Annotated in this window: 25 protein-coding genes; 2 read left to right on the top strand and 23 right to left on the bottom strand. The window is 70.5% G+C overall.

The window, feature by feature from the left end; all coding sequences use genetic code 11:
- The first annotated feature begins 224 nt into the window (after positions 1-224).
- Complete coding sequence (locus ABH926_RS48705; RefSeq protein ID WP_370374229.1) at positions 225-1,628, top strand: MFS transporter; 1,404 nt, start codon at positions 225-227, stop codon at positions 1,626-1,628.
- Here ABH926_RS48705 and ABH926_RS48700 read toward each other — a convergent pair.
- The 3 genes from ABH926_RS48700 to murA all read right to left on the bottom strand — a co-directional run bounded on the left by ABH926_RS48700 (position 1,583) and on the right by murA (position 4,616).
- Positions 1,583-2,140 (bottom strand): GNAT family N-acetyltransferase, encoded by a 558-nt coding sequence (locus tag ABH926_RS48700; protein WP_370374228.1) that lies wholly within the window; start codon positions 2,138-2,140, stop codon positions 1,583-1,585. The two genes, ABH926_RS48705 and ABH926_RS48700, sit on opposite strands and share 46 nt — an antisense overlap.
- Before the next feature lie 129 nt (positions 2,141-2,269).
- Positions 2,270-3,124: a 3-hydroxyacyl-CoA dehydrogenase family protein gene (locus tag ABH926_RS48695; RefSeq protein WP_370374227.1), complete on the bottom strand. Its 855-nt coding sequence runs from the start codon at positions 3,122-3,124 to the stop codon at positions 2,270-2,272.
- A gap of 175 nt (positions 3,125-3,299) precedes the next feature.
- Positions 3,300-4,616 carry a UDP-N-acetylglucosamine 1-carboxyvinyltransferase gene (murA, locus tag ABH926_RS48690; protein ID WP_370374226.1) on the bottom strand — a complete coding sequence of 439 codons (1,317 nt, stop codon included), beginning with the start codon at positions 4,614-4,616 and terminating at the stop codon, positions 3,300-3,302.
- A gap of 86 nt (positions 4,617-4,702) precedes the next feature.
- On the opposite strand from murA, the gene ABH926_RS48685 reads away from it, so the two are divergent.
- Positions 4,703-6,100 (top strand): hypothetical protein, encoded by a 1,398-nt coding sequence (locus tag ABH926_RS48685; protein ID WP_370374225.1) that lies wholly within the window; start codon positions 4,703-4,705, stop codon positions 6,098-6,100.
- A 40-nt stretch (positions 6,101-6,140) separates the two neighbouring features.
- Here ABH926_RS48685 and ABH926_RS48680 read toward each other — a convergent pair whose 3' ends face one another.
- The 20 genes from ABH926_RS48680 to rho form a co-directional block, all read right to left on the bottom strand.
- Positions 6,141-6,740, bottom strand: coding sequence for a cob(I)yrinic acid a,c-diamide adenosyltransferase (locus tag ABH926_RS48680; RefSeq protein WP_370374224.1), 600 nt, complete (start codon positions 6,738-6,740; stop codon positions 6,141-6,143).
- Between the two features lie 43 nt (positions 6,741-6,783).
- Positions 6,784-7,230 carry a DUF2550 domain-containing protein gene (locus ABH926_RS48675; RefSeq protein WP_370374223.1) on the bottom strand — a complete coding sequence of 149 codons (447 nt, stop codon included), beginning with the start codon at positions 7,228-7,230 and terminating at the stop codon, positions 6,784-6,786.
- A 56-nt stretch (positions 7,231-7,286) separates the two neighbouring features.
- Positions 7,287-7,733 carry a F0F1 ATP synthase subunit epsilon gene (locus ABH926_RS48670; RefSeq protein ID WP_370374222.1) on the bottom strand — a complete coding sequence of 149 codons (447 nt, stop codon included), beginning with the start codon at positions 7,731-7,733 and terminating at the stop codon, positions 7,287-7,289.
- Positions 7,730-9,169 carry a F0F1 ATP synthase subunit beta gene (gene atpD, locus ABH926_RS48665; RefSeq protein WP_370374221.1) on the bottom strand — a complete coding sequence of 480 codons (1,440 nt, stop codon included), beginning with the start codon at positions 9,167-9,169 and terminating at the stop codon, positions 7,730-7,732. Before atpD ends, ABH926_RS48670 begins: the two co-directional genes overlap by 4 nt.
- Position 9,170: 1 nt before the next feature.
- On the bottom strand, positions 9,171-10,082 hold the full coding sequence (locus ABH926_RS48660) for a F0F1 ATP synthase subunit gamma (RefSeq protein WP_370374220.1): 912 nt from the start codon (positions 10,080-10,082) through the stop codon (positions 9,171-9,173).
- A 54-nt stretch (positions 10,083-10,136) separates the two neighbouring features.
- Positions 10,137-11,771, bottom strand: coding sequence for a F0F1 ATP synthase subunit alpha (atpA, locus tag ABH926_RS48655; RefSeq protein WP_370374219.1), 1,635 nt, complete (start codon positions 11,769-11,771; stop codon positions 10,137-10,139).
- A 186-nt stretch (positions 11,772-11,957) separates the two neighbouring features.
- Positions 11,958-12,773: a F0F1 ATP synthase subunit delta gene (locus ABH926_RS48650; protein ID WP_370374218.1), complete on the bottom strand. Its 816-nt coding sequence runs from the start codon at positions 12,771-12,773 to the stop codon at positions 11,958-11,960.
- Positions 12,773-13,342, bottom strand: coding sequence for a F0F1 ATP synthase subunit B (locus tag ABH926_RS48645; RefSeq protein ID WP_370374217.1), 570 nt, complete (start codon positions 13,340-13,342; stop codon positions 12,773-12,775). Before ABH926_RS48645 ends, ABH926_RS48650 begins: the two co-directional genes overlap by 1 nt.
- A gap of 41 nt (positions 13,343-13,383) precedes the next feature.
- The gene (gene atpE, locus ABH926_RS48640; RefSeq protein WP_370374216.1) at positions 13,384-13,629 is read right to left on the bottom strand and encodes an ATP synthase F0 subunit C; all 246 of its coding nucleotides are present in this window, start codon (positions 13,627-13,629) and stop codon (positions 13,384-13,386) included.
- A gap of 160 nt (positions 13,630-13,789) precedes the next feature.
- A complete protein-coding gene (gene atpB / locus ABH926_RS48635) occupies positions 13,790-14,629 on the bottom strand; it encodes a F0F1 ATP synthase subunit A (RefSeq protein WP_370374215.1) in 840 nt (279 codons plus the stop codon).
- Positions 14,630-14,726: 97 nt separating this feature from the next.
- Positions 14,727-15,068: an AtpZ/AtpI family protein gene (locus tag ABH926_RS48630; RefSeq protein ID WP_370374214.1), complete on the bottom strand. Its 342-nt coding sequence runs from the start codon at positions 15,066-15,068 to the stop codon at positions 14,727-14,729.
- Between the two features lie 175 nt (positions 15,069-15,243).
- On the bottom strand, positions 15,244-15,723 hold the full coding sequence (locus ABH926_RS48625; protein WP_370374213.1) for a hypothetical protein: 480 nt from the start codon (positions 15,721-15,723) through the stop codon (positions 15,244-15,246).
- Positions 15,724-16,000: 277 nt separating this feature from the next.
- Positions 16,001-17,332 carry a glycosyltransferase family 4 protein gene (locus ABH926_RS48620; protein ID WP_370374212.1) on the bottom strand — a complete coding sequence of 444 codons (1,332 nt, stop codon included), beginning with the start codon at positions 17,330-17,332 and terminating at the stop codon, positions 16,001-16,003.
- Positions 17,333-17,494: 162 nt separating this feature from the next.
- Positions 17,495-19,486: a hypothetical protein gene (locus tag ABH926_RS48615; RefSeq protein WP_370374211.1), complete on the bottom strand. Its 1,992-nt coding sequence runs from the start codon at positions 19,484-19,486 to the stop codon at positions 17,495-17,497.
- Between the two features lie 52 nt (positions 19,487-19,538).
- Entirely contained in the window at positions 19,539-20,189 is a 651-nt protein-coding gene (locus ABH926_RS48610; protein WP_370374210.1) for an L-threonylcarbamoyladenylate synthase, read from the bottom strand.
- 60 nt (positions 20,190-20,249) lie between these two features.
- Positions 20,250-21,095 (bottom strand): peptide chain release factor N(5)-glutamine methyltransferase, encoded by an 846-nt coding sequence (prmC, locus tag ABH926_RS48605; RefSeq protein ID WP_370374272.1) that lies wholly within the window; start codon positions 21,093-21,095, stop codon positions 20,250-20,252.
- A 91-nt stretch (positions 21,096-21,186) separates the two neighbouring features.
- A complete protein-coding gene (gene prfA, locus ABH926_RS48600; protein ID WP_370374209.1) occupies positions 21,187-22,257 on the bottom strand; it encodes a peptide chain release factor 1 in 1,071 nt (356 codons plus the stop codon).
- A gap of 107 nt (positions 22,258-22,364) precedes the next feature.
- A complete protein-coding gene (rpmE, locus tag ABH926_RS48595; RefSeq protein WP_194909381.1) occupies positions 22,365-22,583 on the bottom strand; it encodes a 50S ribosomal protein L31 in 219 nt (72 codons plus the stop codon).
- A gap of 92 nt (positions 22,584-22,675) precedes the next feature.
- Positions 22,676-23,464 (bottom strand): alpha/beta hydrolase family protein, encoded by a 789-nt coding sequence (locus ABH926_RS48590; protein WP_370374208.1) that lies wholly within the window; start codon positions 23,462-23,464, stop codon positions 22,676-22,678.
- A 33-nt stretch (positions 23,465-23,497) separates the two neighbouring features.
- Positions 23,498-25,471 carry a transcription termination factor Rho gene (rho, locus tag ABH926_RS48585; RefSeq protein WP_370374207.1) on the bottom strand — a complete coding sequence of 658 codons (1,974 nt, stop codon included), beginning with the start codon at positions 25,469-25,471 and terminating at the stop codon, positions 23,498-23,500.
- Positions 25,472-25,613: the final 142 nt, after the last annotated feature.

Here is a 25,613-nt window from a genome sequence, read left to right as displayed (position 1 = left end):
CACGGGGGCTCCCAAGGTGGATGGTGTCGCCGCCCCGGCAGAGTGGGGTCGGCGCCTTGGTCCGGAGCCTACTGACGGGTAACAGGAGTGTCACCGGTGACCTTGCGCACATCGGCGCACGACGCACCGGAACGCCACTATCTCGACATCAAGCTTCTTGACATCGAGCGATTGCCTGCGTCACACTCCAGGAGGACCTGCAGGGCTGACGCTAGGGGTGGGACATGGGGTGGCGCAGGAGCCAATCGGCGAGCGGTGGCATCGGGACCGGCGACACGGGGCGCCGGACCGGTGCGTCCGCCACCGCCGGACCGGCCCCGAAACGCACCTCGACGATCGCGCAGCTGCGTAACCCACCTGGCGGACACGACGCCCGCCGGATGCTCGCGGCGCTGTTCCTGGACCGGGTCGGCAACGGCGTCTGGTCCTCCGCGCTGGTCCTGTACTTCACGGTGGTGGCCCACCTCAGCGCGGGGCAGATCGGTGCACTGCTGGGCGTGGCCGGGCTCGTGGGGATCGCCGGACCGCCGATCGCGGGCGAGCTGGCCGAGCGGTACCCGGTGCGCACGATCCTGGTGGCCTGCCATCTCATCAGGGTGCTGACGCTGTGCGCGGTACCCCTGTGCCACGGCTTCGCACCGCTGCTGGCGGTCACGACCGCGACCACGCTGTGCGACCGCGGATCGAAGACGATGGAGATCGTGTTCGCCGGCCAGACCGCCGGAGACCGGCGCACGACGTACCGGGCCCTGTCGCGGGTGGTGATGAACGCGGCGTACGCGCTGGGCGCGGGGCTCGCGGCGATCGCGGTCGCCCTCGGGACGACGCGGGTGTACGAGGTCGTCGTGGTGCTCGACGGGCTGTCGTACCTGGCGGTGGCGGCGATCGTGATGCGGACGAGCCGGCGCGCGCCGGTGCGGGCCGCCGCCGACTCCGCCCCCTCCTCCGCCGACGCCGCCGACAACGCTGGTGGGAAGAAGGCCGAAGCACGCGGCCGCAGCCCCTGGCGCGATCCGGGCTACCTGCTGTTCGTGGTGCTGGACACCTTCCTGAACCTGGACGACACGATCATGACCGTCGGCATCCCGCTGTGGGCGGTGACCCGCACCGACGCGCCGCACGCGGTGATCCCGGCCGTCATGGTGATCAACACCCTGATGTGTGTATTCCTGCAGATGCCGGTCACCTCCAGGGTCGCCGGCGCCCGCTCCGCGGCGCGCGCGGCCTGCTGGTACGGCGTGGCGCTGCTCGCCGGCTGCGCGCTGATCGCGGGGTCCGCCCGCGGCGGCGCGGCGGTCGAGGCGGTGGCGCTGCTGGCCGCGGCGGTGGTGCTGACCGGCGCCGAACTGGTGCGCTCGCTGGTGTCCTGGGAGCTGGCGGTGTCCCTGGCGCCGGCCGACGCTCAGGCCTCGTACCTGGGTGTCGCCGGGATGGCGCAGGCGGTCGAGCGCTCCGCGGGGCCGGTGGTGCTCTCCACCGTGGTCCTGGCCGCCGGGCCGGTCGGCTGGCTGGGCCTGGGCGCGGTGGTGACCGGGCTCGGCGTCCTACAGCGGGTGGCGAGCCTGCGGCGGCTGGACCGCGATCAGGCCGCCGCGCGCCAGTCGGTCTCCAGCATGGCCATCACGTAGGCGTCGAACCACTGGCCGTCCCACAGCAGCGCCTCGCGCTTCGTCCCTTCCAGGACGAAGCCCGCCTTCTCGTACACGCGCCGGGCGCGCGGGTTGAACGTGTACACGTCCAGCTCGACGCGGTGGATCCCGACCGTCTCGAACGCGTGCCGCAGCACCAGGCGCGTCGCCTCGGTGCCGTATCCGCGCCCGAAGACGCGCGGGCCGACCAACGAGATGCGGAAGCCGCACGAGCGGTTCTCGACGTGCAGGTCGTTCAGCACCACCTCGCCGACGTACGTCCCGGTGGCGTTCTCGACGATCGCGAGGTCCAGCCGGTCGTCGTGCTCGCCGCGGGTCGCGTACCACCGCCGCGCGACCTCGGGGTCGGGCTCGGCGCGGGTGGCGGTCAGCCGGGAGCTCTCCGGGTCGGCGAGCAGCTCCAGCAGACCGGGTGCGTCCTCGACGGCCACCGGGCGCAGGGTGACCAGCTCGCCGGGCAGGACCGGCTTCTCGGCGAACGAAAGCGTCATGATCGTGATCCTGACAGGACGAGGCCGCGGCGTCCGCCGGTTTTTCGCGCACCGGCGGCCGCCGCGGCCTCGTTTCAGCCCGACCGGGGCCTCGTTCCACCCCGGCCAGGGCCTATGAGTAGCTCAGGCCTATGAGTAGTTGTAGAAGCCCTTGCCGGACTTGCGGCCGAGGTCGCCGGCCGTGACCATGCGGTTCAGCAGCTCCGGCGGGCTGAACTTCTCGTCCTGGGTCTCGGTGTAGATGTTCCGCGTCGCGTTGCGCAGGATGTCCACGCCGGTCAGGTCGGTGGTCGCCAGCGGGCCCATGGCGTGGCCGAAGCCGAGCTTGCAGGCCAGGTCGATGTCCTCGGCGGTGGCCACGCCGGACTCGGAGAGCTTGACCGCCTCCACCACCAGCGCGGCGATCAGGCGGGTGGTGACGAAGCCGGCGACGTCGCGGTTCACCACGATGCAGGTCTTGCCGATCTCCTCGGCGAAGGCCCGGGCCTTGGCCAGCGTCTCGTCGGAGGTCTTGTAGCCGCGGACCAGCTCGCACAGCTGCATCATCGGGACCGGGGAGAAGAAGTGGGTGCCGACCACGTCCTGCGGGCGGGAGGTGACCGCCGCGATCTGGGTGATCGGGATCGCCGAGGTGTTGGTGGCCAGGACCGCGCCGGGCTTGGCCAGCCGGTCCAGCTCGCGGAAGATCTCCTGCTTGACCTCGACGTTCTCGAACACCGCCTCGACGACCACGTCGGCGTCGGCGACCGCCTCGGCCAGCTCGGTGGTCGTGGTGATGCGGCCCATCGCCGCCTGGACCTCCTCGGCGGTGTAGCGGCCCTTGGAAGCGAACTTCTCCAGCGAGGCGCGGATGCCCTCGACACCGCGCTCAAGGGCGGCGTCGGTCACGTCGCGGACCGCGACCTCGTAACCGGCGGCGGCGGCCACCTGCGCGATCCCCGAACCCATCAGACCGGCGCCGATGACGGTCAGCTTCTTGGACACTGCGCTACCTCATACTTCACAAGGGTGATTTGCTTGGACGTCCAAAAGATAACGCGGGGTCGGCCGTACCCGGTGTGAACGGCGGCGTAACGCTCGTCACGGGCGTCTGCCAGGGCTTCTTCCGGGGCTCTTCCAGGGCTTCTTCCAGGACGTCCTCACAGATCCTGCGCCGTGCTTACGGGTACGGGTCCGGGTCCGGCTCCCGCTCGATCTGCGCGCCCAGCGAGCGCAGCTGCGTCACCAGGCCCTGATAGCCGCGGTCGATGTGCCGGACGTCGGACACCGTGGTGTGGCCGTCGGCGACCAGCCCGGCCAGCACCAGCCCGGCCCCGGCCCGGATGTCGGTGGCCCGCACCGGCGCCCCGGACAGCCGCTCGACGCCGCGCACGATCGCGTGGTGCCCCTCGGTGCGCACCGAGGCGCCCAGGCGCGCCAGCTCCTGTAGGAACACGAAGCGCGCGTCGAACAGGTTCTCGGTGACCATCGAGGTACCCTCGGCGATCGAGTTCATCGCGGCGAACAGCGGCTGCAGGTCGGTGGCGAAGCCCGGGTAGGGCAGCGTGATGATGTCCACGGCCCGGGGGCGGCGGTCCATCGTCACCCGGAACCCGGTCTCGTCCGGCAGCACGGTCGCGCCGGCCTGCGTCAGCTTGTCCAGGGCGATCTCCAGGTGCGCGGCGTTGCCGCCGTCCACCCGCACGTCGCCGCGGGTCATGGTGGCCGCGACCGCGAACATGCCGGCCACGATCCGGTCGGCCACCACCTGGTGCGGCGAGGGCGCCGGGCTCAGGGTGTCCACGCCCTCGATGACCAGCGTGGAGGTGCCCGACCCGTCGATCTTGGCGCCCATCGAGGCCAGCAGCGCGCAGATGTCGACGATCTCCGGCTCGCGCGCGGCGTTGTCGATGACCGTGGTCCCCTTGGCCAGCACCGCGGCCATCAGGATGTTCTCGGTCGCGCCGACGCTCGGGAAGTCCAGCAGGATGCTGGCGCCGAGCAGGCCGTTCGGGGCCGAGGCGACCAGGAAGCCGTGCTCCTGGGAGATGTCGGCGCCGAGCCGCTCCAGGCCGTCGATGTGCATGTCCAGGCCGCGCGACCCGATGGCGTCGCCGCCGGGGTAGGACACCTTGGCCTCCCCGCGCCGCGCCAGCAGCGGGCCCAGCACGCAGATCGACGCGCGCAGCCGGCGCACCAGGTCGTAGTCGGCCTCGGTGCCCGGATCCTCCGGCACGTCGATGACGAGGGCCGACCCCTTCTGCGGGCCGTCCTCCCGCTCCGGCCCCGGCTCCCAGTCCAGGCGGACGCCGCAGCCCAGCCGCCGCAGCAGCTCGGCCATCAGCTCGACGTCCAGGATGCGCGGGACGCCCCGCAGCTCGGTCCGACCCTCGGCCAGCAGGGCGACCGCCATCAGCTTCAGCGCGCTGTTCTTCGCGCCGCACACCGCGATCTCGCCCGCGAGGCGGGCCCCTCCGGCAACTTTGAAACGCTCCACGACCGGCCATCCTGGCACACTCCGCTACCGCCTCCGGGTGACCGGCAGGCAACCTGCGGCTTTCGATTCGCGTCTTCCCTGGCGCCATGGACACCTGGGACAACGCGCGGCCTGACCGTGATGAGCCGACCGGCGACGCACCGGCGACCCCCGAGGAGGGGGCGCGGCAGGGATCGCCGGAGGGATCGCGGGCACCCGTACCGCAGACCGTGCCGGATCTGCGCAGGGCGCTGAGCCTGATCGCCGACCACTACAGCTCGGCGCCGCAGAGCGACCTGCTCCCCCAGGTGATGGCCCGGGCCACGCGCATCCGGCGGCGCCGCCGCGCGGTCCGCGCCGCCTCGGCGACCGCGGTGCTGGTGGTGGCGGCGGTGCTCGGCCCGTCGGTCGCCTCGCAGCTGGGGGTGCACGGCGGGGCCGCCTCGGCCGCGCCGCCGCCGTCCGCGATCGTGGATCTGACCAGCGCGTACCCGGCACCGGTGCCGGTACCGCCGGCGGCGCAGAGCGGCGACACCGTGGCGCTGCCGACGCCGCCGGAGAACGCGCTGGCCTGGCCGAGCCGCGGCGCGGCGGTGCCGGCGCAGGCGGTGGACGTGGCGAAGTCGTACTTGCTGGCGCACGTCACGGCTCCCACGGCGACCGCGACGGTCACGACGCTGTGGGCGCAGGTGGACCAGGACACCACCGGGGCGACGCCGGCGCCGGCTCCGGCCTCGTCGGGGCACGGCGCGGCGGCGAAGGGGGCACCGCAGAAGGCACAGAAGACCTGGCTGTACGTCATGCAGGGCTGGACGAACGGGCCCGACGGCTCGCCGTCCCAGGCCCAGCTCCTGGTCGGCGACTACACGCAGACCGAGACACAGACAGGGAGCCAGACCGGGAGCCAGACCGGGAGCCAGACCGGGACCCAGACCGGCAAGGCATCGAGCATGTCGGTGTACGCGACGCCGGTGACGTTCACCCACGCCCGCCCCGGCTCGACCGACGACGTCGACGACGCGCAGCAGATCGCGGAGCTGTCGGTGTGGCTGCCGCAGAGCAACCGGCTGGTGGTCCTCGGCACGCCGCAGACCGAGACGGTGCTGTACGCGAAGACCGGCGGCGACCTGGTCCCGGAGAAGACCGACGACGGCGTCGCGGTGTTCCCCCGCACCAAGCAGCTGGTGAAGGGGCGCTACGCGGACACGATCCAGGTGCGCGACGCGAAGAACGTCGCGCTGACGCCGCCGAAGGCTTGGAGCGCCGCGGACTTCGCGCTGGACGGCGCGATGAGTCTGTGGACCAGTAGCGGGGACGGCGAGTGGGGCACGGTCCCGGCGCGGGGCGGGGCGGTGCTGCGGCCGAAGCCGACCGTCGCCGTTCCGACTCCGAGCGGGGGCACCGCTTCCACGGCGCCCTCCACCGGCACGGAGACGGCGACGGAGACCGCGGCAGAAACGGCGACGGTCAGCGGTGGTGCTGCGAGGTTCTCGAGCTCGCTCTAGGCGTTCTCGAGCTCGTTCCAGGGGCTCTCGAGCTTGTTCTCTACCGCTCGCCGCCCGGCACCCACAGCACATCGCCGTCACCGCCGTGCGAGTCGGTGTTCGCCACCCGTGCCAGGATGAACAGCAGGTCCGACAGCCGGTTCAGGTACTTCACGGCCAGCGGGTTCACCGCGTCCCCGTACTCCTCGACCGCGGCCCAGGCGCTGCGCTCGGCGCGCCGCACCACGGTGCGCGCGACGTGCAGCTGCGCGGCGACCACGGTGCCGCCGTTGAGGATGAAGGAGCGCAGCTTGCTGAGCGTCTCGTTCCACTCGTCGCAGGCCGCCTCCAGGCGCTCGACGTACTCCGGCTCGATGCGCAGCGGCGGGTACTCCGGGTTCTCGGCGGGCGGGGTGCTCAGGTCGGCGCCGAGGTCGAAGAGCTCGTTCTGGACGCGCAGCAGCAGGGTCCTGATCCCGTCGTGCAGCATGCCGAGCTCGTTCCTCGCGAAGGCCACGGCCAGGCCGATCGCCGCGTTGGCCTCGTCGACGTCGGCGTAGGCCGCCAGGCGCGCGTCGGTCTTGGCCACGCGGCTCAGGTCGCCGAGGGCGGTCGTGCCGTCGTCGCCGGTGCGGGTGTAGATGCGGGTCAGGTTCACCATGGGGGACACGCTAGCCGGTGGCCGTGCCCGCTGCATGGCCCGGTCAGCTCACCCGCGAGATGTCCCACCCCGGAGGCGCCGCCTCCACCCACGTCAGGAACGCCATCATGGACTCCGTCGACATCGCCAGCTCCACCACGCGCCCCGCCGCCGAGCACTCCAGCACCGCCCAGCCGGGCAGCAGGGTGCGGCTCTCCTCGCCGGCGGCGTCGCGGCGGGCCACGACGTCGAACCCCCGCCGAGCCAGGCTCGTGCGGGGGCGGGGGGAATAGCTGAAGACGCGGTAGAGGTCCACCGTGAGGTCGCGGTAGCGGCCGACGGCGAAGGACCAGCCGGAGGCGTCGCCCGGGGACGGCAGGGGGCCGAAGCGGACCGCGCAGTCGAAGGCTCCGCCGCCGCGGCGGATCAGGTGGCGGCGCATCGGGATGAACGCCACCGACAGGCAGAGCACCACAAAACAGACGGCCAGGACCTCGACAGCGCTGAGCATTTACGAAAGCTCCTCACCGTCGAGTCCCGGCCGCATCTACGTGTACCTCAGGGCCCTCAGTGTCCGGCGCCCACGGAGGCGTCGCCCGACACCCGCAGCTGGGCCTCGGCGAAGCGGAGGTCCGCCTGCGCCTGGTCGCGGGCCGCGCTGTCGTCGCCGGCCGCGTCCTCGGCCGCGCGGGCCGCGGCGGCCAGCTCCTTGGCCGCCGCCACGTTGATCTCGGACGGGAGCAGGACGCTCTCAGCCAGGACCGACACGTCGTCGCGGGCGACCGACAGGAAGCCGCCGGAGACGACGACCTCCTTGGTGCCCTCGTCGGTACCGCGGACGGTCACCACCGAGGGCGCGAGGATGGACAGGATGGGCTGGTGGCCCGGCAGCACGCCGGTGTCGCCCTCGGTGGTGCGGGCGATGACCATCTCGGCCGTGCCCTGCCACACCTTGCGGTCGGCCGCCACCAACGAGACGTTCAACCGGCGGGCGCCGGCGTGCGACTCGCTCATGCCCGCTCCAGCTCCTTGGCCTTCTTCTCCAGGTCCTCGATGCCGCCGCACATGAAGAACGCCTGCTCCGGCACGTGGTCGTACTTGCCGTCGGCGATCGCGGTGAAGGCCGCGATGGTCTCGTCCAGCGGGACGAAGGAGCCGTCGATGCCGGTGAAGATCTTCGCCACGAAGGTGTTCTGCGACAGGAAGCGCTCGATGCGCCGCGCGCGCTGCACGGTGATCTTGTCTTCCTCGGAGAGCTCGTCGATGCCGAGGATCGCGATGATGTCCTGCAGGTCCTTGTACTTCTGCAGGATCGCCTTGATCCGGGTCGCGCACTCGTAGTGGGCCGCGGAGATGTACCGCGGGTCCAGGATGCGCGAGGTGGAGTCCAGCGGGTCCACCGCGGGGTAGATGCCCTTCTGGGTGATCGGACGGCTCAGCACCGTCGTCGCGTCCAGGTGGGTGAAGGTGGTGTGCGGCGCCGGGTCGGTGATGTCGTCCGCGGGGACGTAGATCGCCTGGACCGAGGTGATCGAGTGACCCTTGGTCGAGGTGATGCGCTCCTGCAGCTGACCCATCTCGTCGGCCAGCGTCGGCTGGTACCCCACCGCGGAGGGCATGCGGCCCAGCAGGGTCGACACCTCCGAGCCGGCCTGGGTGAACCGGAAGATGTTGTCGATGAACAGCAGCACGTCCTGCTTCTGCACGTCGCGGAAGTACTCCGCCATCGTCAGGGCGGACAGGGCCACCCGCAGACGGGTGCCCGGGGGCTCGTCCATCTGCCCGTAGACCAGCGCGGTCTTCTCGATGACGCCGGTCTCGGTCATCTCCGCGATCAGGTCGTTGCCCTCACGCGTGCGCTCGCCGACGCCGGCGAACACCGAGACACCGCCGAAGTTCTCCGCGACGCGGTAGATCAGCTCCTGGATCAGCACCGTCTTGCCGACGCCGGCGCCGCCGAACAGGCCGATCTTGCCGCCGTTCACGTACGGCGTCAGCAGGTCGACGACCTTGATGCCGGTGGTGAACATCTCGGTCTTGGAGTCCAGCTGGTCGAAGGACGGCGCCTTGCGGTGGATGCCCCAGCGCGTCTCGGCGTGGAACTCCTCGCCCTCCTTGAGGTTCAGCACCTCGCCGGTCACGTCGAAGACGTGGCCCTTGGTGATGTCGCCCACCGGCACGGTGATCGGGCCGCCGGTGTTGACCACCTCGGCACCGCGGACCAGGCCGTCGGTCGGCTTCAGCGCGATGGCGCGGACCATGCCGTCGCCGATGTGCTGGGCCACCTCGAGGGTCAGCCGGCGGGTCTCACCGAGGAACGGGTAGTCGATGGTGAGGGCGTTCTGCAGGTCGGGCATGCCGTCGACGGGGAACTCCACGTCGACGACCGGGCCGATGATGCGCGCGACGCGGCCGACGGCCTTCGTCACGGTCTCTGTGGTCGCAGTCATTTCAGTCACTTCCCACGTTCGCGTCGGCCAGCGCGTTCGCGCCGCCCACGATTTCGCTGATTTCCTGGGTGATGTCGGCCTGCCGGGCCGCGTTCGCCAGCCGGGTGAGGTTGTCGATGAGGTCCCCGGCGTTGTCGGTCGCGGACTTCATCGCGCGGCGGCGGGCCGCGTGCTCCGAGGCGGCCGACTGGAGCAGGGCGTTGTAGATGCGCGCCCGCACGTACTGCGGCAGCAGCGCGTCCAGCACCCGCTCCGGGGACGGCTCGAACTCGTACAGCGGGAACACCCCGCCGGCCGGGGGCTCGGTGGTCTCCTCGTACGCCAGCGGCAGGATCCGGACCGTGGTCGGCTGCTGCGAGAGCATCGAGATGAACCGGGTGGAGACCAGGTGGATCTCGTCTATCCCGTCCTCGGCCAGGAAGGCCTCGATCACCTCGTCGGCGACCGCGCGGGCGTCGGTGTACGCCGGGTTGTCGGAGAACCCGACCCACGTGCCGGCCATCGACCGCTCGCGGAAGGAGTTGTAGGACACGCCCTTGCGGCCCACCACGTAGCGGACCGGCTCCTTGCCCTGCTCGCGCAGCAGCTGCATCAGCTGCTCCGCTTCGCGCAGGACGTTGGTGTTGTACCCGCCACAGAACCCGCGGTCGCTGGTGACCACGAGCACGGCGGCCTTGGGCCGGGTGCCGGCCTTCGGCTCGCGCTCGGTGGTCAGGGCGTGCGAGGCGTTGGAGCGCGAGGCGACCGCCGAGACGGCGCGCGTGATCTCCTCCGCGTACGGCGTGGAGGCGGCGACCTTCTGCTGCGCCTTCACGATCCGGGCGGTGGCGATCAGTTCCTGGGCCCGGGTGATCTGCTTGGTCGCCTTCACCGAGGCGATCCGGCGCCGGTATACCCGGAGCTGGCCTGCCATATCAGTTCACCCCTTCCCACACTCGAGAGCTCGTGTTGTCGTAGGCCACGGCGATCAGGCCTTGTGCTTGGTGATCGTGGCCTGGCCGACGTTGTCGGCGTCCATGGCCTCGGCCTTGTCCTGGTCGGTCAGCAGCGTGCCGTCGCCGAGCTCGAAGCCGCGCTTGAACTGCGCGACCGCGTCCTTGAACGCCGAGACCGTGTCGTCGGAGAACTGACCGGTCTCGCGGACCGTGGCCAGCACGCCGGCGTGGTCGGTCTTCAGGAAGGAGATGAACTCCTTCTCGAAACGGCGCACGTCGGCCACCGGAACGTCGTCCACCGAGCCCGAGGTGCCGATCCAGATCGCGGCCACCTGCTCCTCGACCGGGTACGGCTCATACTGACCCTGCTTGAGGATCTCCACCATGCGCTGGCCACGGGACAGCTGGGCCTTGGAGGCGTCGTCCAGGTCCGAGGCGAAGGCGGCGAACGCCTCCAGGTCACGGAACTGGGCCAGGTCCACACGCAGCGAACCGGACACCGAACGCATCGCACGCACCTGCGCCGAACCACCGACACGGGACACCGAGGTACCCACGTTGATCGCCGGACGCACACCGGAGTTGAACAAGTCGGTCTCGAAGAAGCACTGACCATCGGTGATCGAGATGACGTTGGTCGGAATGAACGCCGAAATGTCGTTGGCCTTCGTCTCGATGACCGGCAAACCGGTCATCGACCCACCGCCCATCTCGTCGTTCAGCTTCGCGCAGCGCTCCAGCAGGCGGGAGTGCAGATAGAAGACGTCACCGGGGTACGCCTCACGGCCCGGCGGGCGGCGCAGCAGCAGCGACATCGAACGGTAGGCCTCGGCCTGCTTGGTCAGGTCGTCGAAGACGATCAGGACGTGCTTGCCGTCGTACATCCAGTGCTGACCGATGGCCGAGCCGGTGTACGGCGCCAGGTACTTGAAACCGGCCGCGTCGGAGGCCGGGGCCGCGACGATGGTCGTGTACTTCATCGCACCGGCCTCCTCCAGCGCGCCCTTGACGGCCGCGATGGTGGAGCCCTTCTGACCGATGGCGACGTAGATGCAGCGGACCTGCTTCTTCGGGTCGCCCGACTCCCAGTTCTGCTTCTGGTTGATGATCGTGTCCACGGCCACCGCGGTCTTGCCGGTCTGCCGGTCACCGATGATCAGCTGACGCTGGCCGCGACCGATCGGGGTCATCGAGTCGATGGCCTTGATACCGGTCTGCAGCGGCTCCTTCACCGACTGACGGGCCATCACACCCGGCGCCTGGAGCTCCAGGATGCGGGTGCCCTCGGCCTCGATCGGGCCCAGGCCGTCGATCGGCTCACCCAGCGGGTTCACCACCCGACCCATGAAGTTGTCGCCGACCGGGGTGGACAGGATCTCGCCGGTGCGCGCGACCCGCTGCCCCTCCTCGATGCCCTCGTAGTCGCCCAGGACCACGACGCCGATCTCGCGGACGTCCAGGTTCAGGGCGATGCCCAGGGTGCCGTCCTCGAACTTCAGCAGCTCGTTGGTCATGGCCGAGGGCAGACCCTCGACCTTGGCGATGCCGTCACCGATCTCGGTGACGGTGCCGACTTCGTCCTTCGACGCCTCGGGCGCCTTGTAGGAGTCGACAAAGCGCTCCAACGCGTCCCGGATCTCCTCCGGACGGATCGTGAGCTCCGTCATGAGTATTCCTGCTCTCCTAGAATCATCCGGGCCGGGCAACGGCGGGCCCGGAGTCATCCGGAGTTCCGCCCGCCGCCACCACCCGCAGGTCGTTTCGTGATGGGTGTTGCGAGGTCTTCAGTTGTGCACAGTCTTCTTGTACGACGCTAAGCCTTGACGCCGAGCGCCGCTGCGTCGGCGCTCGGCTCAGCCGGCCAGTTGCCGCTGCGCCTGTCCCAGCCGGGTGGCGACGGTGCCGTCGATGACCTCGTCGCCGATCCGCACCGAGAGCCCGCCCAGGACCGTCGGGTCCAGGTCCACGTTCAGGTGGACCTGCTGCCCGTACAGCCGCTGGAGCACCTGGGTGAGGCGCTCGCGCTGCTGCTCGGTCAGCGGCATGGCCGCGGTCACGTAGGCGATCAGACGCTCGCGGCGCGCCGCGGCCTCCTTGCCGATCTCGGTCAGACCGGCGCTGATCGACCGGCCGCGCGGGTTGGCCACCAGCCGGCCCACGAGGCGGTACGTGGTCGGGTCGACCTTGCCGGCCAGCAGATCGTCCAGCAGCGCGACCCGCTTGTCGGCCGGGACCCGGCCGTCGGCTAGGGCCAGCGCCAGGTCGCCGTTGGAGTCCAGCAGCCGGCCCAGCCGGAACAGCTCGTCCTCGACCTCGTCCAGCTTGCCGTCACGCTCGGCGACCGACAGGTCGGCGCGCACCGCCAGGGCGGCGACCGCGTCGGCCAGGTCGCGCGGGGCGCTCCAGCGCGACCGGACCAGGCCCGCCACCAGGGCGGCGGCGTCGGCGCTGATCTTGCCGGCCAGCAGCGCGGTCGCGATGTCCGCGCGCTGGGCCGCCGGCCGGGCCGGGTCGGTCAGCATGCGGCGCAGCGCCGCGTCCTTGCCGAGGGCCACCGCCACGGCCGACAGATCGTCGGCGATGCCGGTGCTGTCGGCACCGGGCGCGGAGGTGAGCGCGTCCAGGCGGTCGGCTCCGGCCGCGAGGGCCTCGCGGCTGGCGCCCTGCATCAGGCACCCGCCTTCGCCGACGCCTGGGCGTCGGCCTTGGCCTCGAGCTCGGCCAGGAAGCGGTCGACGGTGCCGCGCTGACGCGCCTCGTCCTCCAGCGACTCCCCGACGATCTTGCTCGCCAGCTGGATCGCCAGCGTGCCCAGGTCGCCCTTGAGCGCGGCGCGGGTGGCCGCGGCGTCGGCGTCGAGCTGGGCCCGGCCGCTGGCGACCAGGTTGTCGCGCTGCTCGGTGCCCTCGGCGCGCATCGACGCGACGATCTCGGCACCCTGCTCGCGAGCGTGCTGGGTGATCTTGGCGGCCTCGTGGCGCGCCTCGGTCAGGTTGCGCTGGTACTCCTCCTGCAGCGCGGCGGCGGCCGCCTGGGCCTCCTCGGCACGCTGCATGCCGCCCTCGATGGCGTCGGTGCGCTCATCCAGGGTCTTCTTGATGCTCGGCAGGAGCTTCTTCCAGAAGATCGTGAAGATGATCAGGAACGCGATCGTGCCGATGACGAGCTCGTCGCCCTTGGGCACGACCGGGTTGAACTCACCGGCCAGCACGACTGCGGTGTTCGCAGCAGGCATCATGGTCTACCTTCCCTAGGTCCGTAGGGGCTCGGGTCGGCGCTTTACTTCAGAACGAACGGCGCCACGAAACCGAGCAGCGCGAGCGCCTCGGTCAGCGCGAAGCCGATGAACATGTTGGTGCGGATCATGCCGGCGGCCTCGGGCTGGCGGGCCATGGCCTGCACGCCGTTGCCGAAGATCAGGCCGACGCCGATGCCCGGGCCGATGGCCGACAGACCATACCCGATGAAGCCGATGCCCTTGATGGTGATGGTCGAGTCCGCGAGGGTGGTCGCCAGAGCGCTCATGTCTCTCGTTTTCCTTCTGGTTGGCCGGCGGGCTTTGTCGCCAACCGGTCGCTTATAGGTCATGCGGGATCTTGAGTTGTGGTCTTGCACCGCGTCCCCTTGGGAACAAGGAGCCGCACGTCTTCGTTGGCCGTTGAGATGACTACGGCCGTGTGGGGTATTAGTGCGCTTCCTCGAGAGCACCCTGCAGGTAGCTCGCGGTCAGCATCACGAAGATGTAGGCCTGCAGCGCCTGGATGAACAGCTCGAAGCCGGTCATCACGATGGCCATGGTGAAGGACGCGCCGGAGAAGACGATCCCCTTGACGCTGAACATGTACCAGGCGCCGGCGGCGAACGTCGCGATCAGCAGGTGGCCGGCGAACATGTTGGCGAAGAGCCGGATGCCCAGGGTGAACGGCCGGATGAAGATGTTCGACAGCAGCTCGATCGGCGTCAGGATGAACAGGATGCCCAGCGGCACGCCGCTCGGGACGCCCAGCACGCGGAAGTAGCCCAGGCCGTGGCGCTTGAAGCCGGCGTACATGTAGGTCAGCCAGACCATGATGGCCAGCGCCAGCGGGAACGCGTAGACCGAGCTCACCGGGAACTGGATGCCCGGGACGAACGACATGACGTTCATCAGCCAGACGAAGAAGAAGAGCGAGAACAGGAAGGGCACGTACTTGTCGCCCTGCTTGCCCATCGAGTCGCGGGCGATGCGGTCGCGCACGAACAGATAGGCCACCTCGCCGACGTTCTGCACGCCGCGCGGGACCATCTTCGGCTTGTTGAAGGCGGCCCAGCCGAAGGTGACCATCAGCACGATGATCAGCGCGACGATCAGGGTCGGCTTGGTGACGCCGTAGCCGAGGATGTGGAAGGCCGGGCGCGTGGAGAAGTCGAAGTCCTCCGAGGTCGGCGAGACGTGGCTGAAGCCACAGTTGTTGCTGCCGAAGAGGTGGCAACCGCTGCTGTCCGTGCTCAGTGCGCCGACACCGGCGGCAAGGCTAAGACTCATCGTGTGTATCCAGACTGGCTCATCGTGACGGCAACCTTCAGGTGTCGGCGCGTCCGGGTCGCCCCCGGGCGCGCGATCGGCACTGGATGTGTCGTGGCTATCGGTCGTGCGGGTCGAACTGGTCCTGCTGCTGCGCGGCCGCGTCCTCGGGCTCGACGTCGGCCAGGGCGCGGCGCTTGCGGAGCAGCGCTTCGCGTTCCTGTCTCTCCAGCACCGACACCTGCCGGAGCGTGAGGTACAGGCCCGCTGCGAGTCCGAAGACCACCCCGATCGGTGCGAACACGTTCGAGGTGCCGACCCACTTGTCGATCAGCCAACCGAGGCCGCCGTAGAGGACCATGCCCGTCAGCAGGTAGCCCGTGATGGAGGCCGGATCGACCTTCTTCTCGGGCTTCCCGGTGGGGGTTTTCGTCTTGCGTGTACTGCTCATGCTGCTCATGCCGCCTCGGACGATAGCAGGAGAGATGACCTTCCCTGAAACCCAGCTGAGAAGGCGTGAGCGGCACGCTGGAATGCGTTAGGAACTCGTGACCTGACCCGGTTCGATTCCGAACAGAGGGCAGCCGAGGAGTCAGCGCCGGCCCACAGGCCGGTTTATGGGCGGTCATGGGTGACTACCGGCCGCCGAGGGGCGACGGTTCGGACTCGGCAGTGCTCTCCGGGCGCGAGGGCGCCACCGGCTTGAGCGAGTCCGGGATCGCGGACGGGTCCGCGTAGAAGATCTTCGTCTTCAGCACCGCACGGGTCTCGGCGGCCAGCCACACCAACGTCAGGCCCAACATGGTGAACCCGAAAGAACGGAAGTGGAACAGCGTGGTGTGCTTGAACGCGATCATCAGCGCGGCAAGGAAGAAGATCTTGCCGAGGTAGGTGAGCATCGCGTACCCGAGCAGCATCTGCGGCTGCTTCTGCGCGACACGGCTGATGACCACGATCGTCACCGAGAAGAAGGCCAGAGTGATGACGCTGCCGAGCAGCGCTCCGATCAGGCCCTTGCTGCCGACCAGCACGGTGCAGAGCACGACGGCGATCGCGCCGGCGACAGCGGTCGGTACCGCTGCTCCGCGCAACAATCGGGCGTCAATGGCCTGCATGGCTTCCCTCAAGAAGTCTTGTAGGTCGCGCGTTGCCGGGGATCCGGCACCGCGTCGTGTCGGTTCAGGTTACGGGGGTGGTTCGGATTTCTCACAACCCCTCATCCCCTTGTTCGTGAAAGCTATCACAAGCTCGCGTTCTACGCACGAACCGGTTTTCGGTGCGGCCTCGACCTGTGTTTTTCCGGCCCGGCTCCGTCAGAGTGCGTACTTCTTCAGCTGGGAGAACGTACCCGGGATGGACACGGCGCGACGGCGGAGTGGACGCGAGGTGTGATCAACGCGACAGGGTGTGCGAGCGCATTCCGCCGTCGGGATTCGTGCTGTCGGCACCGTTCTCGGCCGAGGTCGCTATGGCCGGGATGGCCGGCTCGGCACCCGCCGGATCCGGTGCGGCGTTGCCGGTGCCGGTGCCGGCACCCGCGCGGTGGCGGTGGCGGGCCGTGGGCGCCGAGCCCACCCGCAGCGCCTTGGTCCGCAGCCGCTCCCGGTGGTCCCCCAGCCGCGGTCCCAGCAGCATCAGCAGTCCCACCAGCGTCATCGCTATGGCGCCGTAGACGATCGGCTGGCGCGAGGGCGTCACGGCGAACAGCACGGTGACGAACGCCACCAGCGCCGACCAGAAGTACATGATGAGCACCGCGCGGCGCTTGGAGTGCCCGATCTGCAGCATCCGGTGGTGCAGGTGGCCCTTGTCGGCGGCCAGCGGGGACATGCCGGCCTTGGTGCGGCGCACCACGGCCATCACCATGTCGGCGATCGGCAGCAGGGTCACCGAGATCGGCATGATCAGCGGCAGGTAGGCCGGCACCAGCTTGTGCACCGAGTCGGTCTGGCTCAGGCCCGCGCCCAGCTGGTAGGGGTCGATGCCGCCCATGATGGTGATGGAGGTCGCGGCCAGCAGCATGCCCAGCAGCATCGAGCCGGTGTCGCCCATGAACATCCGGGCCGGGGCCCAGTTGTGGGCCAGGAAGCCCAGGCAGATCCCGACGGTGACCATCGCGATCAGCGCCGGGGCGGTGGCGCCGGTGAGCTTGTAGCTGATGGCCAGCCGGTAGCAGTAGGCGAAGGAGGCCAGGCCCGCGATGCAGGTGATGCCGGCGGCCAGGCCGTCCAGGCCGTCGACGAAGTTCACCGCGTTCATCAGCACCAGCACCAGCAGCACCGACACCACGATGGACAGCGTCGGGTCCACGGCCACGAAGCCGATGCCGGGGATCACCAGCCAGCTGATCTGGATGCCCTTCACCACCATCACCGAGGCGGCGAAGATCTGGCCGACGAACTTGACCAGCGGACCGAGCTCGAACTTGTCGTCCACCATGCCCAGCACCACCACCAGGAAGCTGCCCCACAGCAGCGCCTGGATGGTGTTGGACTCGCCGTAGACGTTGCGCGCCAGCATCGGGAAGTGCCCGGCCACGGTCAGCGCGGCGGCCAGCCCGATGAACATGGCCAGCCCGCCCACCCGGGGCTTGGGGGTCTCGTGCACGTCCCGCTCGCGGATCACCGGGACCAGTCCCAGCCGGATGGCCAGCGCCCGGACCGGGCCGCCGAGAAGGAGGGTCACCGCCAGTGCCACCGTCATGGCGAGCAGGTACTCCCTCACGGGATCCTCTCCGATTCTCTCGCTGTGTACTGCTGGGCCGAACAAGGACATTCGATCACCAGTGGGCGATGATCGTCGGAGGATCAGGTGACACCGTCGTCGCGAGACAACCCTACGCCGAGTGGCGGCAGGCGGTGCGTCACAACTGTGGAACGGAAGCGGTCATCGACAGAACTTCCGCTCCGCGGCGAAGGGGTCTGCCGGGACGACCAGCGCCGTCCGGCTCACCGCGCCGGTGAGGTTGCTCCAGAACCGTCCCGGGGTCATGGGCTGTCTGGTCGAATCCAGCAGCTCCTTCAACGCCCCGCAGCTCATCGCGTGCCGCGCGGCGGCCACCGAGGCCGGGGAGACCCCGTTGAGGACCTCCTTGGTGTCCACGACGGCCGGATCGCCGTAGTCGGCGAGGATCCACGCCCACGGCAGCTCCTTCTCGTGGCCGGGCCGGCCCGGGGTGGTGACGGTCAGGTGTGCGCCGATCGGGTTCGCCAGCCCCAGCGTGTCGACGACCTCGTCCCCCAGCGGGGTCTCGGCGCCGGCCGCGCCGAGCCGCCCGGCGGCCACGGCGAAGGGGAAGGGCAGGCTCGGGTCGAGCGGGACGTCGATCCCGCCCTCGGAGGTGAGGACGCGCTGGCCGTGCGCGGTCCACGAAGCGATCGCCAGCCCGATTCCCCGCTCGCGGTTGGTGTATGCCGCCGAGGTGTCCGGGTTGGGCCGTCCGGTCCACTGCTGGTAGCCGACGCGCTCGTCCTCGGCGACGGCGTGCTTCTGGTCGTAGAAGTGGACCGAGTAGGTGGAGCCGCAATAGGCGGCCCAGACGGCGGTCGCGGCGACGGCCGGCACCAGGGCCTTCGTCACCGGCACCAGCAGGACCGGCAGGACGAGGAGGAAGATGACCGGCAGGACCATGCGCGCGTGCATGAAGTCACCACCGACCTTGACCACATAAAGGCCGAGCAGCAGACCTGCGATCACCGGCGTCGCCAGCAGGATCGCGGTGCCGCGGTCCTTCACCGCGCTCTTCTTCATGAGATGAGCGATGGCGGCGGCAAGCAGGATCGCCAACGGAATCCAGACGAAGTAGCCCTTTAGCGTTTCCTCGACATAGCGCCAGCCCCGGTTCCACTGCGAGCCGTCCGCGGACTTCGCCAGCGCCGGAAGCGGAACCAATTCGCCGTAGTAGCCCGCGCGCAGGAACTCCGTGACGAGCGGCAGGGCTTGCGCCGTAACGAAAAGCAGGACTGTGCGCCGCTTGCCGGGGCGGATGAGGAACCACGCCGCGGCCCCGAAGACCGCCTCCAGGAGCGCGAATTCGGGACGGACCAAGGGCGCCAGGCCTATCAGGAAGGCCACCGCGTATTGCCGCCGGGCATCGGGCGCCTGCGCGCACCAGGCGACCAGCGCCAGCCAGCACAGGCCCAGCCACAGGATCTCCAGGCCGGTCTCCAGCCCGGAGGTCGCGAAGTCCCAGAACGGCGAGACGCCGAGCAGCACCAGCGCACCGGCCGGCAGGAGCAGCTGCCGCGGCCCGCCGCTGAGGCGCGCGTGCAGCCGCGCGGTGGCGAACAGCGCCGCCGTCACACCGCCGACGGCGCACAGCAGGCCGGTGAGGATGGCCACGCGCGCCACGTCCACCCCGGTGAGGCCGCCGCCGATGGTGAGCAGGAGCGTCCACAGGGTGGAGGTGTCGGTCTCGGCCCGCTCGTAGGGAGAGTAGACGGGCCCGTGCCCGGCCAGGATCTGGCGCACGGTGCGCACGGCGATCATGCCGTCGTCGGCGATCCAGCGGCGCTGGTAGGCCAGCGCGGCGTAGGCGAGGGTGGTCGCGGCCATCAGCACGAGGGTGATGGGATGGTGACGGCGGCCGATGGCGGCCGCGGCGCGGACCGGGTTGACGGTGTCGCGGAGGGGGCGGCGGGGTGCGGGGATGCGGATGGGGGGTTGGTCGGCAGGCTCAGGAGCTTGGTCCGCGGCACCGGCGGGCTGGTCGCCACTCTGCTCGGTGCTCTGCTCGCGCTGACGAGGCAGCTCAGCACCCTGCCCGGCCTGCCCGGCCTGCTCACTGCTCGCCGCGGCGGCCCCGGCCGCCGCGCCGCTCCCGGACTCCGCAGCCGCGGCCTCCTCGGGCACACCGGTACCCGCTCCCTGCTTCCCCACCCTGCTCCTCCCGGCGCCCTCGGCCTCGGACTGGTCAGTCGGCCAGCCGAGGTTACTCGGCGCGGGTCAGCGTCGGAGCCACTTCCCGCAATTGGTCGAACGTCAGGGCGCCCTCGCGCAGCAGCAGGGGCGCGGTGCCGGTGACGTCGACGATGGAGCTCGCGCCGCCCTCGGCGCCGACCCGGCCGGCGTCCAGGTAGACCGACACGGCGTCGCCGAGCTGGTCCTGGGCCTCTATCGCGGTCTGCGGGGCGGGCATGCCGCTCTTGTTGGCGCTGGAGACGGCCATCGGGCCGGTCTCGGTCAGCAGCTCGATCGCCACCGGGTGCAGCGGCATGCGGACCGCGACGGTGCCGCGGGTCTCGCCGATGTCCCAGGTGAGTGTCGGCTGGTGCATCGCCACCAGGGTCAGCCCGCCGGGCCAGAAGGCGTCGACGAGTTCCCAGCCGACCGCGGGCATGCCCGCCACCAGGCCGTGCAGGGTCGCGGGCGAGGGCACCAGGACCGGGCTCGGCATCGACGGGCCGCGGCCCTTCGCCTCCAGCATGGCGCGGACGGCCCAGTTGGTGAACGCGTCGGCCCCGATGCCGTACAGCGTGTCGGTCGGCATCACCACCAGCTCGCCGCGCCGGACGGCGCTGGCCGCCTCGCGCAGGCCGGTCTTGCGCTGCTCAGGGTCGGTGCAGTCGAAACGGCGGCTCATGGGGCGTGAGTCTACTGGCCGCCGCTGTGTGCGCGGTCGGCCGATCGCCCCGGGCGGCCCTCAGCCCTTGCGGGCGGTCACGAACCGCGGCCGGTTCGTCAGGTCCCGGTGGTCGGACGCCTCGGCCCAGCCGCGCTCCTCCAGGAAGATGCGCTGCACCTCGCCGCCCTGCTTGTCGGAGTGCTCGAACGCGGCCCAGCCGCCGGGCTTCAGCAGCCGCTGCGCGGTGCGCTCCAGGCCGCGGATCAGGTCCAGGCCGTCGGGGCCGGAGAACAGCGCCAGCTCCGGGTCGTGGTCGCGGGCCTCGGGGGCGACGTACTCCCACTCGGTCAGCGGGATGTAGGGCGGGTTGGACACCACCACGTCCACCCGGCCGTCCAGCTCCGGCAGCGCGGTCACCGCGTCCGCCAGGTGCAGGGTCACGCGCTCCCCCGCCTCGGCCGCCGCGATGTTGCGCGCGGCCCAGGTGTAGGCGTCCTCGGACAGCTCGACCGCGTGGACCCGGGCGCGCGGGACCTCCTGCGCTATCGACAGCGCGATGGCGCCGGAGCCGGTGCACAGGTCGACGATGAGCGGTTCGGCGACGTCCAGCGCCCGCAGCTTGTCGATGGCCCAGCCGACCATCACCTCGGTCTCCGGACGCGGGACGAACACCCCCGGGCCGACCGCGAGTTCCAGGTAGCGGAAGTAGGCGGCGCCGGTGATGTGCTGCAGCGGCTCGCGGTTCGCCCGGCGGGCGATGACCTCCCAGTACCGGGCGTCGAAGTCGTGGTCGGGGACCCGGTGCAGCTCGGCACGGCGCACGCCGTGCACCCAGGCCGCCAGTTCCTCGGCGTCGTGCCGGGGCGAGCCGACGCCGGCCTCGGCCAGGCGCAGCGAGGCCTGCGCGATCTCGGCGCGCAGCAGCGACGCGCCCGTGGCCGGGCCCGCCGCCGACGGCTCGCCCGTCGGTTCCTGTGCCACCGGAGTGGAATCGCTCACCGGTATTCCCGCCGCCTCAGTTGCCCCCGGCCGCGAGCTTCGCGGCGGTGTCCGCGTCGACGCAGGCCTGGATCACCGTGTCCAGGTCTCCGTCGAGCACCTGGTCCAGGTTGTACGCCTTGTAGCCGACCCGGTGGTCGCTGATGCGGTTCTCCGGGAAGTTGTAGGTGCGGATGCGCTCGGAGCGGTCCATGGTCCGGATCTGCGACTTGCGCGTGTCCGAGGCCTCCTTGTCCGCCTCCTCCTGCGCCACCGCCAGCAGGCGGGCGCGCAGGATGCGCATCGCGGACTCCTTGTTCTGCAGCTGCGACTTCTCGTTCTGGCAGCTCACCACGACGCCGGTGGGCAGGTGCGTGATGCGGACCGCGGAGTCGGTGGTGTTGACCGACTGCCCGCCGGGGCCGGAGGAGCGGAAGACGTCGATGCGCAGGTCGTTGGCGTTGATGTCGACCTCGACCTCCTCGGCCTCGGGCAGCACCAGCACGCCGGCCGCCGAGGTGTGGATCCGGCCCTGCGACTCGGTCACCGGCACGCGCTGCACGCGGTGCACGCCGCCCTCGTACTTCAGCCGCGCCCAGACGCCCTCGCCGGCCTCGTTGACCCGGCCCTTGACCGCGACCTGCACGTCCTTGTAGCCGCCGAGGTCGGACTCGGTCGATTCCAGGACCTCGGTCTTCCAACCCTGGCGCTCGGCGAAGCGCATGTACATGCGCAGCAGGTCGCCGGCGAAGAGCATGGACTCCTGCCCGCCCTCGCCGCCCTTGATCTCCAGGATGACGTTCTTCTCGTCCATCGGGTCGCGCGGGATCAGCAGCTTCTGCAGCCGCTCCTCCAGCACGGTGCGGCGCTCCTGCATCCCCGGGATCTCCTCGCCGAAGGCGGGGTCCTCGGCGGCCAGCTCCTCGGCGGCGGAGATGTCCTCGCCGACGCTCTGGTACTCCCGGTAGGTCTCGGCGATCGGGCCGAGTTCGGCGTAGCGCTTGCCGAGCTTGCGGGCGACGTCCTGGTCGGCGTGGACGGACGGGTCCGCCAGCTTCGTCCCCAGCTCGGCGTACTCGGCGAGCAGGTCGTCGATGACCTCGAACATGTCACGTCCTCAAGTTGATGCCAGCAAGGGAAACGCCCGGAGCAAACACAACGGCGGCGCCGGAGCCCGGGACCCGAGGGTCCACGGCACCGGCGCCGCCGCGCACGCTACTTGCTGGCGTCCTTCTTGCCGAAACGAGCCTCGAAGCGCGCCACGCGGCCGCCGGTGTCGAGGATCTTCTGCTTGCCGGTGTAGAACGGGTGGCACTGCGAGCAGACTTCGGCGTGGATCACGCCGTTCGGCGCGGTGCTGCGAGTCTGGAAGGTCGCGCCACAGCCGCAGGTCACGGTCGTGACCTGGTAGCTCGGGTGGATGTCAGGCTTCATTTCGGCTCCTTGAGGTCGAGTGGCCGCCGGGTCTCCATATACGTGGGGTGAACCGGGACCGACGAACCATCTTAACGGGAGTCGGGGGGTGCTTATTCCACGCTCCCGAGCACCCGCTCCAGGAACTCCAGCGTCCGGCCCCAGCTGGCGTGTTTCGGGTCCAGCACCTCGAAGTGCCCCATGCCCGCGAACTCGGCGAGCTCGACCTCGTCCCCAGCCTCCCGGGCGGCGTCGGCGAAGTTCCGGGACATGCTCACCGGCACCCGGTCGTCCTCGTCGCCGTGCACCAGCAGCAGCGGGGTCTCCAGCGGCAGCAGCGCCGAGGGCGAGGCCGCCGCGTAGCGGTCCGGGACCTCCTCCGGGCTGCCGCCGAGGAACTCCATGGTGGCCGGCACGTCCAGGACCCCCAGGCCCTCGCGCGCCGAGCCCACGCCCAGCCGCTCGTTCGCCGCGTCATAGAGGTTGGCCACTCCGGCCTGCGAGACGGCGGCCGCGACCTGGAACTCCGAGGACAGCCACAGCGCCAGGTGCCCGCCGGCCGAGTGCCCGACCAGGGCGGTGCGGTCGGTGTCCAGCGGGTGCTCCGCGGACAGCGCCCCCAACTGGTCCAGCGAGGCGGCGACGTCGTCCAGCGTCACCCGCCAGGACTCGCCGCCTCCGCCGTCGCCGACCCGGCGGTAGTCGATGTTCCAGGCCGCGAAGCCGCGCTCGGCCAGATCCTCGGCCAGCGGATCCATCAGCTCGCGGTCGAAGGGGGTGCGCCAGAACCCGCCGTGGATCAGCACCACAACCGGGAACGGCCCCGCACCCTCCGGCACGAACAGCTCGCCGACCTGGGAGGGATGGGGACCGTAAGGGTAAGAGGCCGGGGTGATCGTCACCCCGGCCACCTTACTGACTTCTCGAAGAAACCGTTACTCCTGCGGACCGACCGCCGTCTTCTGGATCGTCATCAGGAACTCGGCGTTCGACTTGGTCTTCTTCATCCGGTCCAGCAGCAGCTCCATGGCCTGCTGCTGGTCCAGCGCGTGCAGGACGCGGCGGAGCTTCCAGACGATGCTGAGCTCCTCGGCGCCCAGCAGCAGCTCCTCCTTGCGGGTGCTCGACGGGTCGACGTCGACCGCCGGGAAGATGCGCTTGTCGGCCAGCTTGCGGTCCAGCCGCAGCTCCATGTTGCCGGTGCCCTTGAACTCCTCGAAGATCACCTCGTCCAGCCGCGAGCCGGTCTCCACCAGCGCGGTGGCCAGGATGGTCAGCGAGCCGCCGTTCTCGATGTTGCGCGCCGCGCCGAAGAACTTCTTCGGCGGGTACATCGCCTGGCTGTCCATACCGCCGGTGAGGATGCGGCCGGAGGCCGGGGCGCTGGTGTTGTAGGCGCGGCCCAGACGGGTGATCGAGTCCAGCAGGATGATGACGTCGTGGCCGAGCTCCACCAGCCGCTTGGCCCGCTCGATGGCCAGCTCGGCCACCGTGGTGTGGTCGTCGGCCGGCCGGTCGAAGGTCGAGGCGATGACCTCGCCCTTCACCGAGCGCTGCATGTCGGTGACCTCTTCGGGCCGCTCGTCCACCAGCACCACCATCAGGTGGCACTCGGGGTTGTTCTGGGTGATCGCGTTGGCGATGGCCTGCATGATCATGGTCTTGCCGGTCTTGGGCGGGGCCACGATCAGACCGCGCTGGCCCTTGCCGATCGGCGCGATCATGTCGATGATGCGCGTGGTCAGGATGTTGGACTCGGTCTCCAGGCGGAGCCGGTCCTGCGGGTACAGCGGGGTGAGCTTGTTGAACTCCGGACGCTGCCGGGACGCCGCCGGCTCCAGGCCGTTGATCGAGTCCAGCCGCACCAGGGCGTTGAACTTCTCCCGGCGCTCCCCGTCCTGCGGGGCGCGGATCACACCGGTGACCGCGTCGCCCTTGCGCAGGCCGTTCTTGCGGACCATGGCCAGCGAGACGTAGACGTCGTCCGGGCCGGGCAGGTAGCCGGAGGTCCGCACGAAGGCGTAGTTGTCCAGGATGTCGACGATGCCGCCGACCGGGATCAGGACGTCGTCGTCGCTGATCGTGGTGTCGACGTCCGAGCCGCCCTCGCCGCGGTTGCGGTTGCGGCGGTTCTGCCGGTCCTCGCGGCCGCGGTTGCGGTCCCGGGTGCGCCGGTTGCCGCCGCGGCGGTCGTCGAAGTCGTCGCCGCCGCCGGAGCCGCCGGAGCCGCTCTGGTTCTGGCCGCCGCCGGGGTTCTGCTGGCGCTCGCCGCCGCCCTCGCCGCCCCGGCCGCGGTCGCGCTCGCGGCGGTTGCTGTTGTTGCTCCGCTCGCGGCGGTTGCGCTGCTGGTCGCCCTCGCCCTGGCCACCGGGGTTGGCCTGGCCGCTGGGCGCCTCGGCGGTGGCGGTCGCGGTGGCCGCGGCCGGCGTGGCCTGGCCCTCGGCGACGGCCACGGCGCTCTCGGCCGCCTTGCTCGCGCGCTCGGTACGGTCGCCGCGCTCGGCCCGCTCAGTGCGCTCGGTGCGCTCGGTGCGCTCGGTGCGCGCCGCGGCCTCGGCCGGGGCCTTCTCGGCCCGCTCGCGCTGCGGCTGCTCCGGGATGTCGGCCCGGACCTCAGAGGTCTGGCTCTGCTCCGCGGCGGCCTTCTCGGCCGCGGCGGCGGTGTTGCTGCGGGTGCGGCGGGCGGTGGTCCGCGCGGGCGCCGCGGCGGCGGGCTCGGCCTTGGCCGCCCCACCGCTGTTCTTCTCCTGAATTGCCTCGACGAGCTGGCCCTTGCGCATCCGCGCGGTACCGGTGATCCCCAGGCTCACGGCGTAGGCCTGGAGCTCGGGGAGCAGCATCGAGGACAGCCCCTTGCCGGCACGCCCGGCGGGGGCGGTGGCGGGGGATTCAGTCGTGGTGTCGCTCACGAAGCGATCCTTCCTGGTCGCCGGCTCCGGCGGAGTACTTCCGCTTCCGGGCCGGGGACAGGTGCTGGTTGTGTTGAGCAGTTTTGAATTGGAACCGAGGTCGCGATGCAGGTACCCGCGCGGACGCGGCGCTGTGCTGGAC

Origin of the sequence: Catenulispora sp. GP43 (genome assembly GCF_041260665.1) — a bacterium.
Taxonomy (GTDB): Bacteria; Actinomycetota; Actinomycetes; order Streptomycetales; family Catenulisporaceae; genus Catenulispora.
The sequence above is the reverse complement of the archived record's forward strand: the minus strand, read 5'-3'. Positions and strand labels throughout refer to the sequence as shown.

Excerpts from the sequence above, each read along its gene's own strand:
- ABH926_RS48660 (WP_370374220.1), bottom strand. The coding sequence starts at position 10,082 with ATGGCAGGCCAGCTCCGGGTATACCGGCGCCGGATCGCCTCGGTGAAG.
- ABH926_RS48650 (WP_370374218.1), bottom strand. The coding sequence starts at position 12,773 with ATGCAGGGCGCCAGCCGCGAGGCCCTCGCGGCCGGAGCCGACCGCCTG.
- ABH926_RS48630 (WP_370374214.1), bottom strand. The coding sequence starts at position 15,068 with ATGAGCAGCATGAGCAGTACACGCAAGACGAAAACCCCCACCGGGAAG.
- ABH926_RS48680 (WP_370374224.1), bottom strand. The coding sequence starts at position 6,740 with ATGGTGAACCTGACCCGCATCTACACCCGCACCGGCGACGACGGCACG.
- ABH926_RS48625 (WP_370374213.1), bottom strand. The coding sequence starts at position 15,723 with ATGCAGGCCATTGACGCCCGATTGTTGCGCGGAGCAGCGGTACCGACC.
- ABH926_RS48670 (WP_370374222.1), bottom strand. The coding sequence starts at position 7,733 with ATGAGCGAGTCGCACGCCGGCGCCCGCCGGTTGAACGTCTCGTTGGTG.
- atpE (WP_370374216.1), bottom strand. The coding sequence starts at position 13,629 with ATGAGCGCTCTGGCGACCACCCTCGCGGACTCGACCATCACCATCAAG.
- ABH926_RS48675 (WP_370374223.1), bottom strand. The coding sequence starts at position 7,230 with ATGCTCAGCGCTGTCGAGGTCCTGGCCGTCTGTTTTGTGGTGCTCTGC.
- atpD (WP_370374221.1), bottom strand. The coding sequence starts at position 9,169 with ATGACTGCGACCACAGAGACCGTGACGAAGGCCGTCGGCCGCGTCGCG.
- atpB (WP_370374215.1), bottom strand. The coding sequence starts at position 14,629 with ATGAGTCTTAGCCTTGCCGCCGGTGTCGGCGCACTGAGCACGGACAGC.
- ABH926_RS48685 (WP_370374225.1), top strand. The coding sequence starts at position 4,703 with ATGGACACCTGGGACAACGCGCGGCCTGACCGTGATGAGCCGACCGGC.
- ABH926_RS48610 (WP_370374210.1), bottom strand. The coding sequence starts at position 20,189 with ATGAGCCGCCGTTTCGACTGCACCGACCCTGAGCAGCGCAAGACCGGC.
- prfA (WP_370374209.1), bottom strand. The coding sequence starts at position 22,257 with ATGTTCGAGGTCATCGACGACCTGCTCGCCGAGTACGCCGAGCTGGGG.
- ABH926_RS48700 (WP_370374228.1), bottom strand. The coding sequence starts at position 2,140 with ATGACGCTTTCGTTCGCCGAGAAGCCGGTCCTGCCCGGCGAGCTGGTC.
- ABH926_RS48705 (WP_370374229.1), top strand. The coding sequence starts at position 225 with ATGGGGTGGCGCAGGAGCCAATCGGCGAGCGGTGGCATCGGGACCGGC.
- atpA (WP_370374219.1), bottom strand. The coding sequence starts at position 11,771 with ATGACGGAGCTCACGATCCGTCCGGAGGAGATCCGGGACGCGTTGGAG.
- rpmE (WP_194909381.1), bottom strand. The coding sequence starts at position 22,583 with ATGAAGCCTGACATCCACCCGAGCTACCAGGTCACGACCGTGACCTGC.
- ABH926_RS48645 (WP_370374217.1), bottom strand. The coding sequence starts at position 13,342 with ATGATGCCTGCTGCGAACACCGCAGTCGTGCTGGCCGGTGAGTTCAAC.